Source organism: Geopseudomonas aromaticivorans, assembly GCF_019097855.1.
Lineage (GTDB): Bacteria > Pseudomonadota > Gammaproteobacteria > Pseudomonadales > Pseudomonadaceae > Geopseudomonas > Geopseudomonas aromaticivorans.
The window spans coordinates 32434-48947 of record NZ_JAHRGL010000018.1 but is presented as its reverse complement, the minus strand read 5'-3'; the positions used below and the strand labels follow the sequence as shown (position 1 = coordinate 48947).

Here is a 16514-nt window from a genome sequence, read left to right as displayed (position 1 = left end):
GGAAGCACGCGCGGAAAATCGAGTGCACTACATAGGGGTTTGCAACCCCAAATGCAACCTCCAAGCCCGCCGGCACCCAGGTTTGCGGGCGCTAATCGCACCGGCTACAGCTGCTATACTCGCCCGCCGTTTTACTGCCGGATCCTGCCATGGCCACCACCTACATCGACCATCACCTTGCCCTGCTCGTCCATCTGCGCACCATCCTGGCCGCCCTGGGCGAAGCCGAACAGGTGCCGGAAGAGAATCACGCGCTGTTTCTCGAGCGCTTCGACGAGCTGCTGGCCGAGCTGCCGCGCCAGCCCGAGGACGCCATGGCGCAGGGCCAGGAACTGATTGTCCAGGTATTCCATCGCTATCCGCAGATCGCCCACCTGATCCCGCGCGACCTGCTGTGGTTCTTCGGCGGCGACTGCCTGCACTACATGCCGGACGAGGAGATCGAGCTGTACCAGCAACTCGACGAGCGCCGCTTCAGCGCCGAAGAGCATGGCGAAGAATTCAACTGGGAGCTGGAAAAGCAGTTGCTCGCCCTGCCGGACGACAGCCCGCGCCACTGACAGCCAAGCGCCTCCCCCGGCACGCATGCTGCTGGGGGAGGCTTTGCGCCAAAAAGCACGCACAAAAAAAGACGCCACCCGAAGGTGGCGTCTTTGAATTTGGAGCGGGAAACGAGACTCGAACTCGCGACCCCGACCTTGGCAAGGTCGTGCTCTACCAACTGAGCTATTCCCGCAATGACCCTTTCGGGTGTTCAGGCGCTTTTCCGCCTGCTGCTCCCGAGGCTCAAGGCCTGGGAACAAAGATGCCACCCTGCGGTGGCATCCCTGAATATCTGGAGCGGGAAACGAGACTCGAACTCGCGACCCCGACCTTGGCAAGGTCGTGCTCTACCAACTGAGCTATTCCCGCAATAACCCTTTCGGGCTGTTCAGGCGTGTTACCACCTGCTGACCCTCAGCTTTCGCCTATGGATCTCGCCACGCTTGCGCGCGGCGTTGAATTTGGAGCGGGAAACGAGACTCGAACTCGCGACCCCGACCTTGGCAAGGTCGTGCTCTACCAACTGAGCTATTCCCGCAAAAGTGGCGTCCCCTAGGGGACTCGAACCCCTGTTACCGCCGTGAAAGGGCGGTGTCCTAGGCCACTAGACGAAGGGGACGCGGCCTGGAACTTATAACAGCTTTGACTGCCACATTTTCCAACCTTCCTAACAGAGTTTTTACTCAGCTTTCGCTTCGTCGTTTACGCTTTGCTTCGGAAGTGCGCGCATTCTAGAAAGCGCCTGCCAATGCGTCAACCCCTTTTGAAATTTTTTTCCAAATCAATGGGTTGCGAGGAAACCCCACCCTCCCCGAACTACCGCAAACCTCGGTCAGCCGCCCGCATGCTATAAACAGGAATCTAATCCGATGATAAGGATCGACCCCGCATGAGCATGACCGTCTACGGCGCCACTCTTTCTCCCTTCGTCCGCAAGGTCCGTCTGCTGCTGGCGGAAAAGGGCCTGGACTATCGACTGGAAATCATCGCGCCCTTCAGCCAGCCCGACTGGTTCTTCGAGATCAGCCCCCTGGGACGCATACCCGGCTTCAAGGACGGCGACCTTGCCCTAGCCGACTCCGGGGTGATCGCCCAGTACATCGAGGAGCAGTATCCGCAGACCGCCCGTCTGTATGGCAGCACACCAGCCGAACGCGCGCGCATTCACTGGCTGGAAAAGTATGCCGACTATGAACTGGCTCCGCTGACCACCTTCTGCGTATTCCGCAACCGCGCACTCAACCTGACCATGGGCAAGCCCTGCAATGAGGAAGCCGTGCAGGAAGCCCTGACGGAGAAGTTGCCGAAGCATTTCGACTATCTGGAGAAGGCTCTGGGCGCTGCCGACTACTTCGTCGACAACCGCCTGAGCATGGCCGACCTGGCATTCGCCACCCAACTGATCAACCTGCAGCACGGCGGCGAACATGTCGATGCCAGCCGCTGGCCGGGACTGGCCGCCCTGCAGGCACGCCTGTGCGGGCGCGACAGCGTCAAGGGCGTACTGCCGGACGAGTGCAGCCTGCTGGCAAAACTGCTGGCCCGTGCCCAAGCACCGGCCTGAGCCAGCCAGGTCCGGGCGGCAACCGGCGCCCGGACCCGCCCTGCATCATTGCCGCTGTTCGTCGCCACCCTCGAGCAGCGCCAGCCCCACCCAGTGGCGGGCAAACTGGTAGGCACAACGACCATTGCGGTTGCCGCGCCCCGTGGCCCAGCGGATCGCATCCTTTTCCAGCTCGTCACTCCAACTCCACTTCAACCCGGCCCGCGCGGCCAGTACCGCCACCCAGTGGTGCACCACCTGCAGGTATTCCGGCTGAGTGAAGGGATAGAAGGACAGCCACAGGCCGAAGCGGTCCGACAGGGCAACCTTGTCTTCCACCGCCTCGCTCGGATGCACTTCTCCATCCACCTGCTGCCAATCCAGGTTGTCGCGCTGCCGTTCAGGCACAAGGTGACGGCGGTTGGAGGTGGCGTACAGCAGCACATTGTCCGGCGCCTGCTCCAGCGAGCCGTCCAGCACGCTTTTGAGCACCCGATAGTCGCCCTCGCCGGACTCGAAAGACAGGTCATCGCAGAACAGCACGAAACGCTGCGGCAGACCGGTCAGTTGCTCGACCACCCGCGGCAGATCGGCCAGGTCGTCGCGCTCGATCTCGATCAGCCGCAGCCCGGCCTCGGCGTACTCGGCCAGCAGCGCCCGCACCAGCGACGACTTGCCAGTGCCGCGTGCGCCCCACAACAACGCATGGTTGGCCGGCAGACCGCGAACGAACTGGCGGGTATTGCCCTCCAGCTGGGTCCGCTGGCGGTCCACGCCCAGCAGGTCGTGCAGATGCAGATCCAAACGCACCTGCAGCGGCCGCAGCCCGCCATGTTGCCCCATGCGCTGCCAGCGCGCCGCCAGGCAGACCGTCCAGTCGATGACCGGCAGCGCATCCGGCAGCAGCGGCTGTACCCGCTCGAGCACCTGCTCGACGCGATCAAGAAACTCACTCAGACGATTTTCCACGCACACTCCCTCGACATGAACCGCGACACACACACAACGCCGGCGCAGCGACAGGATCAGCCATCCTGCGGCCTAGCCCAGCGTGTCAGAAGCTTATAGGGGTATTCTCTTCAGCCATTGACACCCTTTCAGGCAGGCCTACCTGACTGCCCTACTTCACAAAACACTTTAACTTCAGAAAAATAATCAATGCATTCAATAGACTAGCAAGCCTATTGAATGCATTACCTTACTCACGCGCTTTGAGGCGCAGGGCCACGGAGTTGATGCAGTAGCGCAGACCGGTCGGCGCGGGACCGTCCGGGAACACGTGCCCCAAGTGCGCATCGCAGCGCGCGCAAAGCACCTCGATGCGGTGCATGCCGTGGCTGAAGTCTTCCACCTGGCGCAGCGCCGCGGCGGAAACCGGCTGGAAATAGCTTGGCCAGCCGCAACCGGAATCGAACTTGGCCTCCGAGTCGAACAAGGCTTCGTCGCAGCAGGCGCAGTGATACACCCCCGGAGTCTTGCACCGGTAGTACTCACCGCTGAAGGCGCGCTCGGTACCCTTCAGGCGGCAGACCTGGAACTGGCTCTCCGACAGCTCCTCGCGCCACTCGTCCAGAGGCTTTTCGACCTTTTGCATGTAATTCACCTCGCCGTGGAAAAAAGCCGGCGCCTTCCCTTTCACCGGGCACAGGGCAGCCGTATGATGCGTAGCTTTCAGTCTGTCACCCGCCATCGAGCCTGCCAAGCCGCCCCCGGACGACTTGAGCCAGCGCCGAGGCGGGCGCTGGTTAGATCGGGGTCCCACCATGCAGGTCAGCAAATCCAACAAGCTCGCCAACGTCTGCTACGACATCCGCGGGCCGGTACTCAAGCACGCCAAGCGCCTCGAAGATGAAGGCCACCGCATCCTCAAGCTGAACATCGGCAACCCCGCGCCGTTCGGTTTCGAGGCGCCGGAGGAAATCCTGCAGGACGTGATCCGCAACCTGCCGATCTCCCAGGGCTACAGTGACTCCAAGGGCCTGTTCAGCGCGCGCAAGGCGGTGATGCAGTACTGCCAGCAGAAAAATATCGAAGGCGTCACCATCGAGGACATCTACCTCGGCAACGGCGTGTCCGAGCTGATCGTCATGGCCCTGCAGGCCCTGCTCAACAACGGCGACGAGGTGCTGATCCCGGCACCCGACTACCCGCTGTGGACCGCCGCCACCAGTCTGGCCGGCGGCAAGGCGGTGCACTACCTGTGCGACGAGCAGTCGAACTGGTATCCCGACATCGCCGACATGAAGGCCAAGATCACTCGCAACACCAGGGCGCTGCTGCTGATCAACCCGAACAACCCCACCGGCGCGGTGTACCCCAAGGAAGTGCTGGAAGAGATCATCGAGGTCGCCCGCCAGCACAATCTGGTGATCTTCTCCGACGAGATCTACGACAAGATCCTCTACGACGGCGCCGAGCACATCTCCACCGCTTCGCTGGCCCCGGACGTGCTGTGCCTGACCTTCAACGGCCTGTCCAAATCCTACCGGGTGGCCGGCTTCCGCTCCGGCTGGGTGATCATCTCCGGCCCCAAGCACAAGGCGCGCGGCTACATCGAGGGCCTCGACATCCTCGCCAACATGCGTCTGTGCGCCAACGTGCCGGCGCAGCATGCGATCCAGACCGCGCTGGGCGGCTACCAGAGCATCAACGACCTGGTCCTGCCCCATGGCCGCCTGTACGAGCAGCGCAACCGCACCTGGGAGCTGCTCAACGACATCCCCGGGGTCAGCTGCGTCAAGCCGATGGGCGCGCTCTACGCCTTCCCGAAGATCGACCCCAAGGTCTGCCCGATCCACAACGACGAAAAGTTCGTCCTCGACCTGCTGCTGCAGGAAAAGCTGCTGATCGTCCAGGGCACCGCCTTCAACTGGCCGTGGCCGGACCACTTCCGCGTGGTCACCCTGCCGCGGGTCGACGACCTCGAGCTGGCCATCGGCCGCATCGGCAACTTCATCAAGGGCTACCGCCAGTAACCTGTCGATCTGCCGCCCTGCGGGGCGGCAGACGCGAGTCCACAGCATGGATCTACAGATCGACGACTTCTACCAGGACGCCAGCCGCGCCCTGCTCGCGCTCTACCGGGCGTTTCCGCGCAAGACCACCCTCTACATCGACGACCTGATCGGCTACCACGAGCCTGACGAGTACGGCCTGCCTGCCGTCCGCCACCAGAGCTGCCTGGGCACCCTGCTTTGGCTCGGCGAGGAAGGCTACCTGCGCCATGCCGGCACCCTCAACCACGAGGCTGTCGAGCAGGTGGTGTTGAGCGAGAAAGGCTTCCTGCGCCTGTCCACGCGCATTGCCGATGCGCCACTGCAAGGCTCCGACCTGCCGCCGAATGCGTTGCGGGTGCGCAGCACGCTGGCCCGCCAACTGCAGGAATGCCTCGCCAGCAACGATGGCGAACGCCTGGCCAATCTGGCCCGCCAACTGCTCAATTCCGACTCCAAACCGGCAGGCGACACAGTTTGAAATAGCGCCCGGGTTGTAATAACCCCGCGCGCTCCCTTATATAGCCGCTCAGACTCATCGCGACTCTGCCGCAAGGAGACGGTTTTCATCATGATGCGTATTCTGCTGTTCCTGGCCACCAACCTGGCCGTACTGGTAATTGCCAGCATCACCCTCAAGCTGCTCGGAGTCGACCGCTTCACCGGCCAGAACTACGGCAGCCTGCTGGTCTACTGCGCCGTGTTCGGTTTTGCCGGCTCGCTGATCTCGCTGTTCATCTCCAAGTGGATGGCGAAGATGAGCACCGGCACCGAAATCATCAGCCAGCCACGCACCCGCCACGAGCAGTGGCTGCTGCAGACCGTCGAGCAACTGTCCCGCGATGCCGGGATCAAGATGCCCGAGGTCGGCATCTTCCCCGCCTACGAGGCCAATGCCTTCGCCACCGGCTGGAACAAGAACGATGCGCTGGTCGCGGTCAGCCAGGGCCTGCTCGAGCGCTTCTCGCCGGACGAAGTGAAGGCCGTACTGGCCCACGAGATCGGTCACGTGGCCAACGGCGACATGGTCACCCTGTCGCTGATCCAGGGCGTGGTGAACACCTTCGTGATGTTCTTCGCGCGCATCTTCGGCAACTTCGTCGACAAGGTGATCCTCAAGAACGAGGAAGGCCCGGGTATCGGCTACTTCGTGGCGACCATCTTCGCCGAGCTGGTGCTGGGCATCCTCGCCAGCATCATCGTCATGTGGTTCTCGCGCAAACGCGAGTTCCGCGCCGACGAGTCCGGCGCCGACCTGGCCGGCACCGGGGCGATGATCGCCGCGCTGCAGCGCCTGCGCGCCGAACAGGGCGTGCCGGTTCACATGCCGGAAAGCATGACCGCGTTTGGCATCAACGGCGGCCTCAAGCATGGCCTGGCAGGCCTGCTGATGACCCACCCGCCGCTGGAAGACCGCATCGAGGCCCTGCGCCAGCGCGGTCACTGATTGCCAAGCGGGTCGAAGTTTTACCCCGGGACAGGGCGACGCAAGTCGCCCTTTTCTTGTCCGCTGGTTACCATGTCCCCGTTATCCCCCGCGAGAAGCTCCCGATGCGCCGCACTGCCTCCCTCTTCTTCGCCGCCCTGCTCCTGCTGACCGGCTGCCAGAGCGCCTACTACAGCGCCATGGAAAAAGTCGGCGTACACAAGCGCGACATTCTCGCCGACCGCGTCGAGGAAGCACGTGACGCCCAGGTGGAAGCCAAGCAGCAGTTCCGCGATGCGCTGGAGCGCTACCGCAGCGTGGTGCAGGTCAACGGTGGCGAGCTGGAGGAGCGCTACAACGCGCTGGACAGCGAATACCGCGCCAGCGAAGACAGCGCCAAGGCCGTGCATCAGCGCATCGCCGCCGTCGAGGACGTGGCCGAAGCGCTGTTCGACGAATGGGAGGGCGAGCTGGCGCAGTACAGCAACGCCAGCCTGCGCAGCGCCAGTGCCCGCGAGCTGGCCCGCACCCGCCAGGACTACCGCACCCTGCTCCAGCGCATGAAGACAGCCGAACGGCGTATCGAGCCGGTACTTAGCGTGCTGCACGACCAGGTGCTGTTTCTCAAGCACAACCTCAACGCCCGCGCGATTGGCTCGCTGCAGGGCGAATACCGCACCCTGCAGGGCAACGTCGACCAGCTGCTGCGCGACATGCAGCGTGCTATCGACGAGTCCGATGCCTTCATGCGGCGCCTGCAGAGCAGCAACTGACGACTACCCAGGCCAGTGGCGGCCCCGGCATTCGTCGGAGTCGCTAGCGACGCACCAGCCGATACACCCGCTGGCGCAGCTCAGTCACCGCCTGGGCGCCGAACTTGGCGTTGTCCGCCAGCACATCGGTGTCCTCCAGCAGCTCGACCTTCCAGCCTCCGCCATACAGCTCGTGCACCTCGGCATCGCTGACTGCGAACGGCGGGCCGTCCTTCTGCTCCTGCGGATAATCGATGGTCACCAGCAGCCCATGGCAGCCACTCGGCAGCAGCGCCTGCAGCTGGGCCACGTAGCGACGGCGCATCTCCGGCGGCAGGGCGATCAGCGCCGCGCGGTCGTAATAGCCGGTACAACCCGCTGTCTGCGCTGGCGTGACGGCGAAAAAGTCCCCCTGCAGCACGGCAATGCCCTGCGCCTGATACCTGCGCAAGGCGCCATCGGTGCCAACCTGCGCCACCAGCTGCTGCTCGGCGAAGAAGTCCTGCACGGCCCGCTCCGCCAGCTCCACGCCCAGCACCGCATGCCCCTGGACGGCCAGCCAGGGCATGTCCAGGCTCTTGCCACACAGCGGCACCAGCACCTCGCTGGCGGACGCCAGCTGCAGCGCCGGCCAGTACTTCTGCAGCGACGGATTCACCTCGCTGCAGTGAAAACCGATTTCGTTGCGCGCCCAGCGCGCCTGCCAGAACTCCTCGTGCATCGTGGTCTCCCTTTGATTGCCTGATTCGATCCTAATGGTCGAAAACTTATACTGGATTTCGATGGTTCGTCTCCCGAAGATAGCAACATAGTCATCCGGAGACACCTGCCATGCTGCCCAGTCTGTTCATTTCCCACGGCTCGCCGATGGTCGCCCTGCAACCGGGCGACACCGGCCGACAGCTCGCCCGCCTGGCCCGCGAGCTGCCACGCCCCAAGGCCATTCTGGTGGTTTCCGCCCACTGGGAAACCAGTGACCTGCGCCTGACCTCCGCGCAGCAACAGCAGGCCTGGCACGACTTCTACGGCTTCCCGCCGGCGCTCTACGCGCTCGACTACACACCGCCGGGCGCGCCGCAGCTGGCCATGGAGATTCGCGAACTGCTGGAGAAAGCCGGCTTGCCGGCGCAGCTCGACCCGCAGCGCCCGCTGGATCATGGCGCCTGGGTGCCGCTGAGACTGATGTATCCGGATGCCGACATTCCTGTCGTGCAGCTGTCGCTGCCCAGCCACCAGGGGCCAGCGCTGCAGACCCGACTCGGCCGTCTGCTCGCCGAGCTGCGCGCGCAAGACATCCTGCTGATCGGCTCGGGCAGCATCACCCACAATCTGCGCGATCTGGACTGGAATGCCGGCCCGGAAGTGGTCGAACCGTGGGCCCGCGAGTTTCGCGACTGGATTGTCGAACACCTGACCAGCGGCGACGAGTCCGCCCTCCACGACTACCGCCAGCAGGCACCCTGGGCGGTGCGCAGCCACCCGAGTGACGAGCACCTGCTGCCGCTGTTCTTCGCCCGCGGCGCCGGCGGGGAGTTCCACGTCGAGCATCAGGGCTTCGATAAGGGCACCCTCGGCATGGATATCTACCGCTTCGGCTGACCGCCTGCCAACCTGCCGCCGGAGCAGAGAAGCAGAGAAGCCCAGCAGCAGATAGCAGACGACCGTCGACGACACAAACAAAAACGCCCCGCACTAGGCGGGGCGTTTTGCTGTCACGCGATCATCACTCTTCGTGATAGCGACGCAGGCGCAGGGCCTTGCCGGCGACGCGGGTTTCCTTCAGGCGACCCAGTACACGCTCCAGGCCCTCCTCCGGCAGCTCCACCAGACTGAAGGTCTCGCGCACCTGGATGCGACCGATAGCCTCGCGGACCAGCTTGCCCTCGTTGATGATGGCGCCGAGCAGGTTCTTGGCGGCGATACCGTCGCGCTTGCCCAGCGCGGTGCGGCAGCGCACGCGGCCTTCGGCCAGCGGCTCCATCGGACGGCGCGGACGGGCTTCGCCGCTGCGCTCGCCGGTACGCTCAGGACGGTCGCCAGCCGGACGCTCGCGGGCCGGAGCCGGGGCTGCCGGCTGTTCGCGCCGCACGCTTTCCAAATCCAGAGCCTGACCCTGGGTCAACTTGGCCAGCAGGGCGGCAGCCAGCTGCTCCGGAGTGCACTCCAGGCGACGGCACAGCTCGACACCGATCTCGCCACGGGCGGCCTCGGCGCCTTCCAGCAGCGGCTTGAGGCTGTTGGTCAGACGCTGCAGACGGGCTTCCAGGACGGTTTCGGCATCCGGCATCTTGATCTCGGCGACCTTCTGCCCGGTGACGCGCTCGATCACCTGCAGCATGCGGCGCTCGCGCGGGGTCACCAGCAGCAGTGCGCGACCGGTACGCCCGGCACGGCCGGTACGGCCGATGCGGTGTACGTAGGACTCTGGGTCGTACGGCATGTCGATATTGAACACATGGGTGATGCGCGGCACGTCGAGGCCGCGGGCGGCGACGTCGGTGGCGATCACGATGTCCAAGGTGCCGTCCTTGAGCGACTCGACCACACGCTCGCGCTGGGCCTGGGCGATGTCGCCGTTCAGCGCGGCAGCGCGGTAGCCGTTGCGCTCGAGCATCTCGGCGATGTCGAGGGTGGCCTGCTTGGTGCGCACGAAGCCGATCAGCGCATCGAACTGCTCGACTTCCAGCAGACGCAGCACGGCGGCCTGCTTCTGGTCGGCATGCACCATCAGGTGGGCCTGCTCGATGCTCTCGACGGTCTGGGTCTTGGTGGCGATCTTGACGTGTTTCGGGGACTTCAGGTTGCGCTCGGCGATGGCACGGATCGAGGCCGGCAGGGTCGCGGAGAACAGCACGGTCTGGCGGCTTTCCGGCAGAGCCTGGAAGATCGACTCGATGTCTTCCATGAAGCCGAGCTTGAGCATCTCGTCGGCCTCGTCGAGGACCAGGCGATCGACGGTAGCCAGCAGCTTCTCGTCGCGACGCAGGTGGTCGCACAGGCGTCCCGGGGTCGCTACCACTACCTGGGCACCCTGGCGCAGAGCCTTGAGCTGCGGCCCCATGGGCGCGCCGCCGTACACCGCCAGCACCTTCACGCCAGGCATGTCGCTGGAATAGCGCTCGAAGGCCGCGGCGACCTGCAGGGCCAGCTCGCGGGTCGGCGTCAGGATGAGGATCTGCGGCTCGCGGCGGGCCGGATCGAGCAGCGACAGCAGCGGCAGGGCGAAGGCCGCGGTCTTGCCGGTACCGGTCTGCGCCTGGCCGATCATGTCGTGGCCGGCGAGGATTACCGGAATCGACTGGGCCTGGATGGCGGACGGCTCTTCGTAGCCCACCGCAGTAATTGCGGAAAGCACAGCCGGGTGAAGATTGAGCGCGGCGAAGCCGCCAACGATAGTTTCGGTCATGGGTATTTGCCTCATGTACATCCGCAAAGACCCATGGCCAGCGCTGCGCCAGCCAAAAGCAAGACCCAAAGGGTCACCCTGGCAGCCTGGTCGGCGGGGATTTGCGAAATCGCGTGAAAAGGATAGTTCGTCAAGAGGTGTCCGTGGAGACGGACGCACGGCGGAAGCAGCGCTTCCTGATGGTGCAGAGTTTGAACAGGGCGCGTCAAAGCCGGCGCGCATAATAACGCAAAATATGTGCCGAGTCGCGCTATTTTTGCCCCGCACATCCGGAAAAACCCGGCGCAGAGCGCTCAGCTTGCCGGGCGCAACGCATCGATATGGCGACTCAAGCCATAACCCAGGCGCGGCGCCAGCGCGGCGGCACGCTGGCGCAGACGCTCGGTGTCCAGTTCCTGCTCACCGTCGGCCGGCACATACAGGATGACGTTGCCCTCGGTGACCGGACACTCCCAGTAGCAGTGGCGGAACAGCCCGCGCAGCAGGGGCGCCCCCAAGGGCTTGCCATCAGTGCCACTCCACTGATTGATGACCAGCCAGCCGCCGGGGCGCAGCTGCGCGCGGCAGGCCTCGAGAAAGCCCCAGGCGATGTGGGCCGGCGCCGGCCCGGTGTCGGTATAGAGATCCAGATAGATCAGGTCGGCCGGCGCGCAATCGGACAGGCGGGTGCGCGCATCGCCAATAATGATGGTCAGCCGCGGATCATCCGCCAGCCCGAGGAACTCGCGCGCCAGCTGCGGCACGGCCGGACGCAGCTCGACCGCCTCCACCGCCTGCAGCGGCAGGAATTTCAGGCAGGTAGTAGTCAGACTGCCGCCACCCAGACCGAGGAACAGCGCGCGCTCTGCGCGTTCGGGCAGCAGCGCACCGAGCAGCATCGCGCGGGTGTAGTCGTACTCCAGCCAGGCCGGATCGGGAACATAGCTGCAGCTCTGCTCGACATCTTCGCCGAACTCGAGAAAGCGATAGTCGCCAGCCTGCACCACACGGATCACCCCGTAGTCGTCGTGCACCTCGGCCAGCTGATGGTATTCGCTCATCTCGTCCCCCTGGAAATTGCCCGGCATCCTAGCAGACTGCGGCGCATCGATGCAGTGAGGCTATCGGAACCATCACCCCCGAGGCTGCATCCGATCGGTTAACATGAAAACATTCGCCATCCGCAAGCCGAGCCGTTCGATGAGCCAGACCTGGAGCCCCGAAAGCTGGAGAAGCAAGCCGATCCAGCAGCAACCCGTGTACCCCGATGCCGCCCACCTGGCGCGCGTGGAGCAGACCCTCGCGGGCTATCCACCACTGGTGTTCGCCGGCGAGGCGCGCGAGCTGCGCCGGCAATTCGCCGAAGTCACTCAGGGCCGCGCCTTCCTGCTGCAGGGCGGCGACTGCGCCGAGAGCTTCGCCGAGTTCTCCGCCGGCAAGATCCGCGACACCTTCAAGGTGCTGCTGCAGATGGCCATCGCCATGACCTTTGCCGCCGGCTGCCCGGTGGTCAAGGTCGGGCGCATGGCCGGCCAGTTCGCCAAGCCGCGCTCCTCCGGCGAGGAGAGCATCGACGGCGTGACCCTGCCCGCCTACCGCGGCGACATCGTCAATGGCATCGGCTTCGATGAGAAGAACCGGGTGCCGGACCCAGAGCGCCTGCTGCAGGCTTACCACCAGTCTACCGCCAGCCTCAACCTGCTGCGCGCCTTCGCCCAGGGCGGCTTCGCCGACCTGCACCAGGTGCACCAGTGGAACCTCGACTTCATCGCCAGCGCCGAGCTGACCGAGAAGTACGGCCAGCTGGCCGACCGCATCGACGAGACCCTGGCCTTCATGCGCGCCTGCGGGTTGGAGAACGCCCCGCAGGTGCGCGAAACCAGCTTCTTCACCGCCCATGAAACCCTGCTGCTCAACTACGAGCAGGCCTTCGCGCGCAAGGACAGCCTGACCGGCGACTGGTATGACTGCTCGGCGCACATGCTGTGGATCGGCGACCGCACCCGCCAGCTGGACGGCGCCCACGTCGAGTTCCTGCGCGGCGTCGGCAACCCGATCGGCGTCAAGGTCGGCCCGAGCATGGCCAGCGACGAGCTGATCCGCCTGATCGACATCCTCAACCCGGACAACGATCCGGGCCGCCTCAACCTGATCGTGCGCATGGGCGCCGACAAGGTCGAGCAGCACCTGCCGCGCCTGATCCGCGCCGTGCAGGGCGAAGGCCGCCAGGTGCTGTGGAGCTCGGACCCGATGCACGGCAACACCATCAAGGCCAGCAGCGGCTACAAGACCCGCGACTTCGCCCAGGTGCTGAACGAGGTGAAGCAGTTCTTCCAGGTACACCAAGCGGAGAACAGCTACCCCGGCGGCATCCACATCGAAATGACCGGGCAGAACGTCACCGAATGCATCGGCGGCACCCGCCCGATCACCGAAGCCGGACTTTCGGATCGCTACCACACCCACTGCGACCCGCGCCTCAACGCCGATCAGTCGTTGGAGCTGGCTTTCCTGATCGCCGACACACTGAAGCAGATCCGTCGCTGACCCAGCCAAGGGTAGCGGTGCGCGTGGCGCTCCCTACCCTTGCTCCAGCCAGACAGCGCTCAGGCCTTGAGCCCCAGCAGCAGCGCACACAACAGCAGGAACAGGGTGAACAACACGCGCAGCAAGCGCTGCGGCAACACATGCGCCAGCTTCACTCCCCAGCTGATGCTGAGCAGGCCGCCGACCGCCAGGGGTATGCCGGTCAACCAGGCGACCTGGCCGTGCGCTGCGTAGGTGATCAGGGTCACCGCCGTGCTCGGCGCCGCCAGCGCCAGTGACATGCCCTGTGCCACCACCTGGGACACGCCAAACAGCAAAGTCAGGATCGGCGTCGCCAGCACCGCACCGCCGACGCCGAACAACCCGCCAAGCAAGCCCGCCCCACCCCCAAGCACACCCAGCCACGGCCACGGGCGACTCAGCTCGGTAGTTCCTGCGCCCGGGCGCAGGAACAGCTGCACCAGATTCCAGGCCGCCAGCACCAGCAGGAAGCCGACGAAACCGCGACGCATCACCCCGGCATCCAAGCCCACCGCCACCGCGGAGCCGACCCAGGCCAGGCAGAACGAAGACAGCGCCAGCAACAGAGCATGCCTCCAGTCGATACGGTTGCGCTGGTGATAGCGCCAAAGCGCCAACAACACATTGGGCACCACCATCACCAGCGCCGTACCCTGAGCGAGCTGCTGGTCCAGGCCGAACAGCAGGCCCAGCGCCGGAATGGCCAGCAACCCGCCACCGATGCCGAACAACCCGCCCAGAGTGCCGAGCAGCAGGCCCAGAGCAACATCGAAGAAAAACTGCAGTAGAGTCATCATGCCTCCGCAAAAGCAGCATGCTACGCAGGCACCTCTGGCCGGGAAACGCAAAGCCACGCACAATGGCTATGCACTTTCCGCATAGCAGGTTGCCAATGAGTCCCGACTCCCTGACCGGTCAGCTCGACCTGTTCCTCGACGTACTGGCCTGCGGCAGTTTTTCCGCCGCAGCCCGCCGCCAGCAGCTTACCCCCTCGGCGGTGGCGCGTCGCATCGACGCCCTGGAGCAGGCACTTGGCACAGCCCTGTTCCAGCGCAGCACCCATGCAGTGAAGGCCACCCCGGCCGGCCAGGCCTTCGCCGAACGCGCCCGGCGCATCCTCGACGAACTGCGCCTGGCGCGGGCCGAGGCGGTGTCGCTGAGTAGCGCGCCGGAAGGACTGATCCGCATCGACGCGCCGGCGCCCTTCGGCCGACGCCACCTGGCACCCGCCATCGCCGAATTCCTCGTCGCCTACCCGGGTCTGGATGTGCAGCTACGCCTGATCGACAGCTTCGTCGACCTGCAGGGCGAGCACCTCGGCCAGGTCGACCTGGTGCTGCGCATCGGCCCACTGGCCGACACCCGCCTGGTCGCCACGCCGCTGGCGCCAATGCTGCGCATCGCCTGCGCCAGCCCCGACTACCTCAAACGCCGCAGCACGCCCACCGACCCGCGCCAGCTGCCCGAGCATGACGGCCTCGACTGGGACGTCCTGGCGCCGCCCCATGCCTGGCGCTTCATCCTCGACGGCCAGAGCCGCTCGATCCGCCCGGGCCGCCTGCGCATGACCGCCAACAACGCGGAAACCCTGCTGTGTGCCGCCCTCGCCGGACTCGGCATCGCCCACCTGCCGACCTGGCTGATCAGCGACTACCTGCTGCGCGGCGAACTGGTGCCACTGTTCTGCGACGACGGCCTGCCGCCGGCCGAGCCCAGCGGCATCTATGCCCTACGCCTGCCGCAGCCCGCGGCGTCGCGCACCCGCCTGCTGCTGGAGTTCCTGAGGAATCGCTTCGGCCCGCTGCCGCCCTGGGATCTGGCTCTGCAGGCTGGCCTCGGCAAATAGGCGCGCAAAAACGCAAAAGCCCGGCGCTAGGCCGGGCTTTCTGTCTTCCGGCTGCTTCTGCCGACCTCCACTACACCCTAGATTCCACGCGGCTTTCAGCCTAATATGCGTCCACTCAAGCCCACCGAATACCAGCCCCATACGGGCGCTAAGTGGGGGAACAAGTGGGGGAACGGTTTCTGTTCCCCCACCAGTGGAGGCCGGAATGGGCAAGCTGAATTCCAAGCAAGTCGAGAACCTGACAGAGCCGGGCACCTATGAAGACGGCGACGGCCTGCGCCTTGTCGTTAAGGCCAGCGGGGGGAAGTCGTGGGTGCTGCGTTTCCAGCTCAACGGCAAGCGCCGGGAGATGGGCTTGGGGAGCTTCCCCGAGGTGAGCCTTAAGGCCGCCCGCATCGCCTGCGCCGATCAGCGCAAGCTGCTGGCCACTGGCGCCGATCCGATGGCCGCCCGTGACGCCGAGCGCGAGCGCCAGCGCGAAGTCCAGCGCCAGCAGGAAGCCAACCGCCGCCCGTTCGAGGTGCTGGCCCTGGAGTACATAGAGGCGCACGGGGCTGGCTGGTCGGATCAATGGCGCAAGGGCTGGCGCTTCAAGCTGGAAACTTACGCCTTCCCTGTTATCGGCAAGCTGCCGGCCAGCGCCATCGAAACGGAACACGTCCTGCGCGTACTGCAACCGATCTGGGCCACCAAGACCCGCACGGCTGATGAGGTGCGCGGGCAAATCGAGCGCGTGCTAGATGCCGCCAAGGCCCACAAGCTGCGCGACGGCGACAACCCGGCACGCTGGCGCGGGCATCTGGAAAACCTGCTGAGCAAGGCCGACAAGAAAAAGGCCAGCAAGCGCGAACACATGCCCGCCCTACACTGGCGCGACATTCCCGGCCTTATGGTGAAGCTGGCGCAAAGCCAAGACCGTGACGCCCTGGCACTGCGCCTGCTGATTCTGACTGGTGCCCGCGCGCACATGGTCCGCTTTGCCGAGTGGTCGGAGTTCGATTTGAAGGCGGGCGTCTGGTCGCTGCCTGCCGAGCGCATGAAAATGCGCCAAGCCTTCGATATTCCCCTGGCGCCCGAAGTGGTCGAACTGCTGGAAGCCCTGCCGCGAATCGAGGGCAGCCCGTACCTGTTTCCCGGAGCCGGCTTTAAGACTGGCGTCATGCACAAAAACGCATTCCGCACCCTGTTGCATGGCCGGGGGCTGGCCGACATTACCGCCCACGGCTTCCGCTCCACCTTCCGCGACTGGGCAAACGAGCGCACCCACTACCCCCGCGAAGTCTGCGAGCTGGCGCTAGCCCATGACGAACGCGACCAGACCGAGGCCGCCTATTCCCGGTCGGACTTCATCGAAAAGCGCCGCGCATTGATGGCAGACTGGGCGAAGTACGCCACCACACCACCAGCGGCCAACGTCATTCAAGGCGACTTCAACAAGCGCGCCTAACCGAGCACCGG

16 protein-coding genes and 4 tRNA genes are annotated in these 16514 nt (G+C 65.1%); 10 read left to right on the top strand and 10 right to left on the bottom strand.

From position 1 onward, the window contains the following. The first annotated feature begins 149 nt into the window (after positions 1-149). Positions 150-560, top strand: coding sequence for a PA2817 family protein (locus KRX52_RS07920; protein WP_217681195.1), 411 nt, complete (start codon positions 150-152; stop codon positions 558-560). Between the two features lie 100 nt (positions 561-660). Here the strand turns inward: KRX52_RS07920 and KRX52_RS07915 are convergent. The 4 genes from KRX52_RS07915 to KRX52_RS07900 all read right to left on the bottom strand — a co-directional run bounded on the left by KRX52_RS07915 (position 661) and on the right by KRX52_RS07900 (position 1162). Further along, positions 661-736: transfer RNA gene (locus KRX52_RS07915), tRNA-Gly, on the bottom strand. A 100-nt stretch (positions 737-836) separates the two neighbouring features. Then, positions 837-912, bottom strand: a tRNA-Gly gene (locus KRX52_RS07910). 93 nt (positions 913-1005) lie between these two features. Beyond that, positions 1006-1081 (bottom strand) — tRNA-Gly (locus tag KRX52_RS07905). Between the two features lie 5 nt (positions 1082-1086). Then, positions 1087-1162: transfer RNA gene (locus KRX52_RS07900), tRNA-Glu, on the bottom strand. A 270-nt stretch (positions 1163-1432) separates the two neighbouring features. On the opposite strand from KRX52_RS07900, the gene KRX52_RS07895 reads away from it, so the two are divergent. Continuing rightward, positions 1433-2107 carry a glutathione S-transferase family protein gene (locus KRX52_RS07895; protein WP_217681194.1) on the top strand — a complete coding sequence of 225 codons (675 nt, stop codon included), beginning with the start codon at positions 1433-1435 and terminating at the stop codon, positions 2105-2107. Positions 2108-2152: 45 nt separating this feature from the next. Here KRX52_RS07895 and KRX52_RS07890 read toward each other — a convergent pair whose 3' ends face one another. Together KRX52_RS07890 and msrB are read right to left on the bottom strand one after the other, a co-directional pair. Continuing rightward, the gene (locus KRX52_RS07890; protein ID WP_217681193.1) at positions 2153-3055 is read right to left on the bottom strand and encodes an ATP-binding protein; all 903 of its coding nucleotides are present in this window, start codon (positions 3053-3055) and stop codon (positions 2153-2155) included. 229 nt (positions 3056-3284) lie between these two features. After that, on the bottom strand, positions 3285-3680 hold the full coding sequence (msrB, locus tag KRX52_RS07885; RefSeq protein WP_217681192.1) for a peptide-methionine (R)-S-oxide reductase MsrB: 396 nt from the start codon (positions 3678-3680) through the stop codon (positions 3285-3287). 169 nt (positions 3681-3849) lie between these two features. Between msrB and KRX52_RS07880 the strand changes: the two genes are divergently transcribed. The 4 genes from KRX52_RS07880 to KRX52_RS07865 all read left to right on the top strand — a co-directional run bounded on the left by KRX52_RS07880 (position 3850) and on the right by KRX52_RS07865 (position 7278). Beyond that, positions 3850-5061 (top strand): pyridoxal phosphate-dependent aminotransferase, encoded by a 1212-nt coding sequence (locus KRX52_RS07880; RefSeq protein WP_217681191.1) that lies wholly within the window; start codon positions 3850-3852, stop codon positions 5059-5061. A gap of 46 nt (positions 5062-5107) precedes the next feature. Further along, positions 5108-5560 (top strand): hypothetical protein, encoded by a 453-nt coding sequence (locus tag KRX52_RS07875; protein WP_217681190.1) that lies wholly within the window; start codon positions 5108-5110, stop codon positions 5558-5560. A gap of 90 nt (positions 5561-5650) precedes the next feature. Then, complete coding sequence (htpX, locus tag KRX52_RS07870) at positions 5651-6526, top strand: protease HtpX (RefSeq protein ID WP_217681189.1); 876 nt, start codon at positions 5651-5653, stop codon at positions 6524-6526. 104 nt (positions 6527-6630) lie between these two features. Next, positions 6631-7278, top strand: coding sequence for a DUF2959 domain-containing protein (locus tag KRX52_RS07865; RefSeq protein ID WP_217681188.1), 648 nt, complete (start codon positions 6631-6633; stop codon positions 7276-7278). Between the two features lie 43 nt (positions 7279-7321). On the opposite strand, the gene KRX52_RS07860 is transcribed toward KRX52_RS07865, so the two are convergent. Continuing rightward, on the bottom strand, positions 7322-7978 hold the full coding sequence (locus KRX52_RS07860) for a thiopurine S-methyltransferase (protein WP_217681187.1): 657 nt from the start codon (positions 7976-7978) through the stop codon (positions 7322-7324). Positions 7979-8088: 110 nt separating this feature from the next. On the opposite strand from KRX52_RS07860, the gene KRX52_RS07855 reads away from it, so the two are divergent. Then, entirely contained in the window at positions 8089-8856 is a 768-nt protein-coding gene (locus KRX52_RS07855; RefSeq protein WP_217681186.1) for a DODA-type extradiol aromatic ring-opening family dioxygenase, read from the top strand. 124 nt (positions 8857-8980) lie between these two features. On the opposite strand, the gene KRX52_RS07850 is transcribed toward KRX52_RS07855, so the two are convergent. Further along, the gene (locus KRX52_RS07850; RefSeq protein WP_217681185.1) at positions 8981-10663 is read right to left on the bottom strand and encodes a DEAD/DEAH box helicase; all 1683 of its coding nucleotides are present in this window, start codon (positions 10661-10663) and stop codon (positions 8981-8983) included. Between the two features lie 293 nt (positions 10664-10956). After that, positions 10957-11703, bottom strand: coding sequence for a spermidine synthase (locus tag KRX52_RS07845; RefSeq protein ID WP_254797458.1), 747 nt, complete (start codon positions 11701-11703; stop codon positions 10957-10959). Positions 11704-11842: 139 nt separating this feature from the next. Here KRX52_RS07845 and KRX52_RS07840 point away from each other — a divergent pair, with 139 nt between their 5' ends. Next, on the top strand, positions 11843-13189 hold the full coding sequence (locus KRX52_RS07840) for a class II 3-deoxy-7-phosphoheptulonate synthase (RefSeq protein WP_217681235.1): 1347 nt from the start codon (positions 11843-11845) through the stop codon (positions 13187-13189). Between the two features lie 59 nt (positions 13190-13248). On the opposite strand, the gene KRX52_RS07835 is transcribed toward KRX52_RS07840, so the two are convergent. Continuing rightward, positions 13249-14004 (bottom strand): sulfite exporter TauE/SafE family protein, encoded by a 756-nt coding sequence (locus KRX52_RS07835; RefSeq protein ID WP_217681183.1) that lies wholly within the window; start codon positions 14002-14004, stop codon positions 13249-13251. Positions 14005-14102: 98 nt separating this feature from the next. On the opposite strand from KRX52_RS07835, the gene KRX52_RS07830 reads away from it, so the two are divergent. Together KRX52_RS07830 and KRX52_RS07825 are read left to right on the top strand one after the other, a co-directional pair. Continuing rightward, positions 14103-15056, top strand: a complete 954-nt coding sequence (locus KRX52_RS07830) for a LysR family transcriptional regulator (RefSeq protein ID WP_217681182.1) — start codon at positions 14103-14105, stop codon at positions 15054-15056. Between the two features lie 205 nt (positions 15057-15261). Next, positions 15262-16503: a tyrosine-type recombinase/integrase gene (locus KRX52_RS07825; RefSeq protein WP_217681181.1), complete on the top strand. Its 1242-nt coding sequence runs from the start codon at positions 15262-15264 to the stop codon at positions 16501-16503. Positions 16504-16514 lie beyond the last annotated feature (11 nt).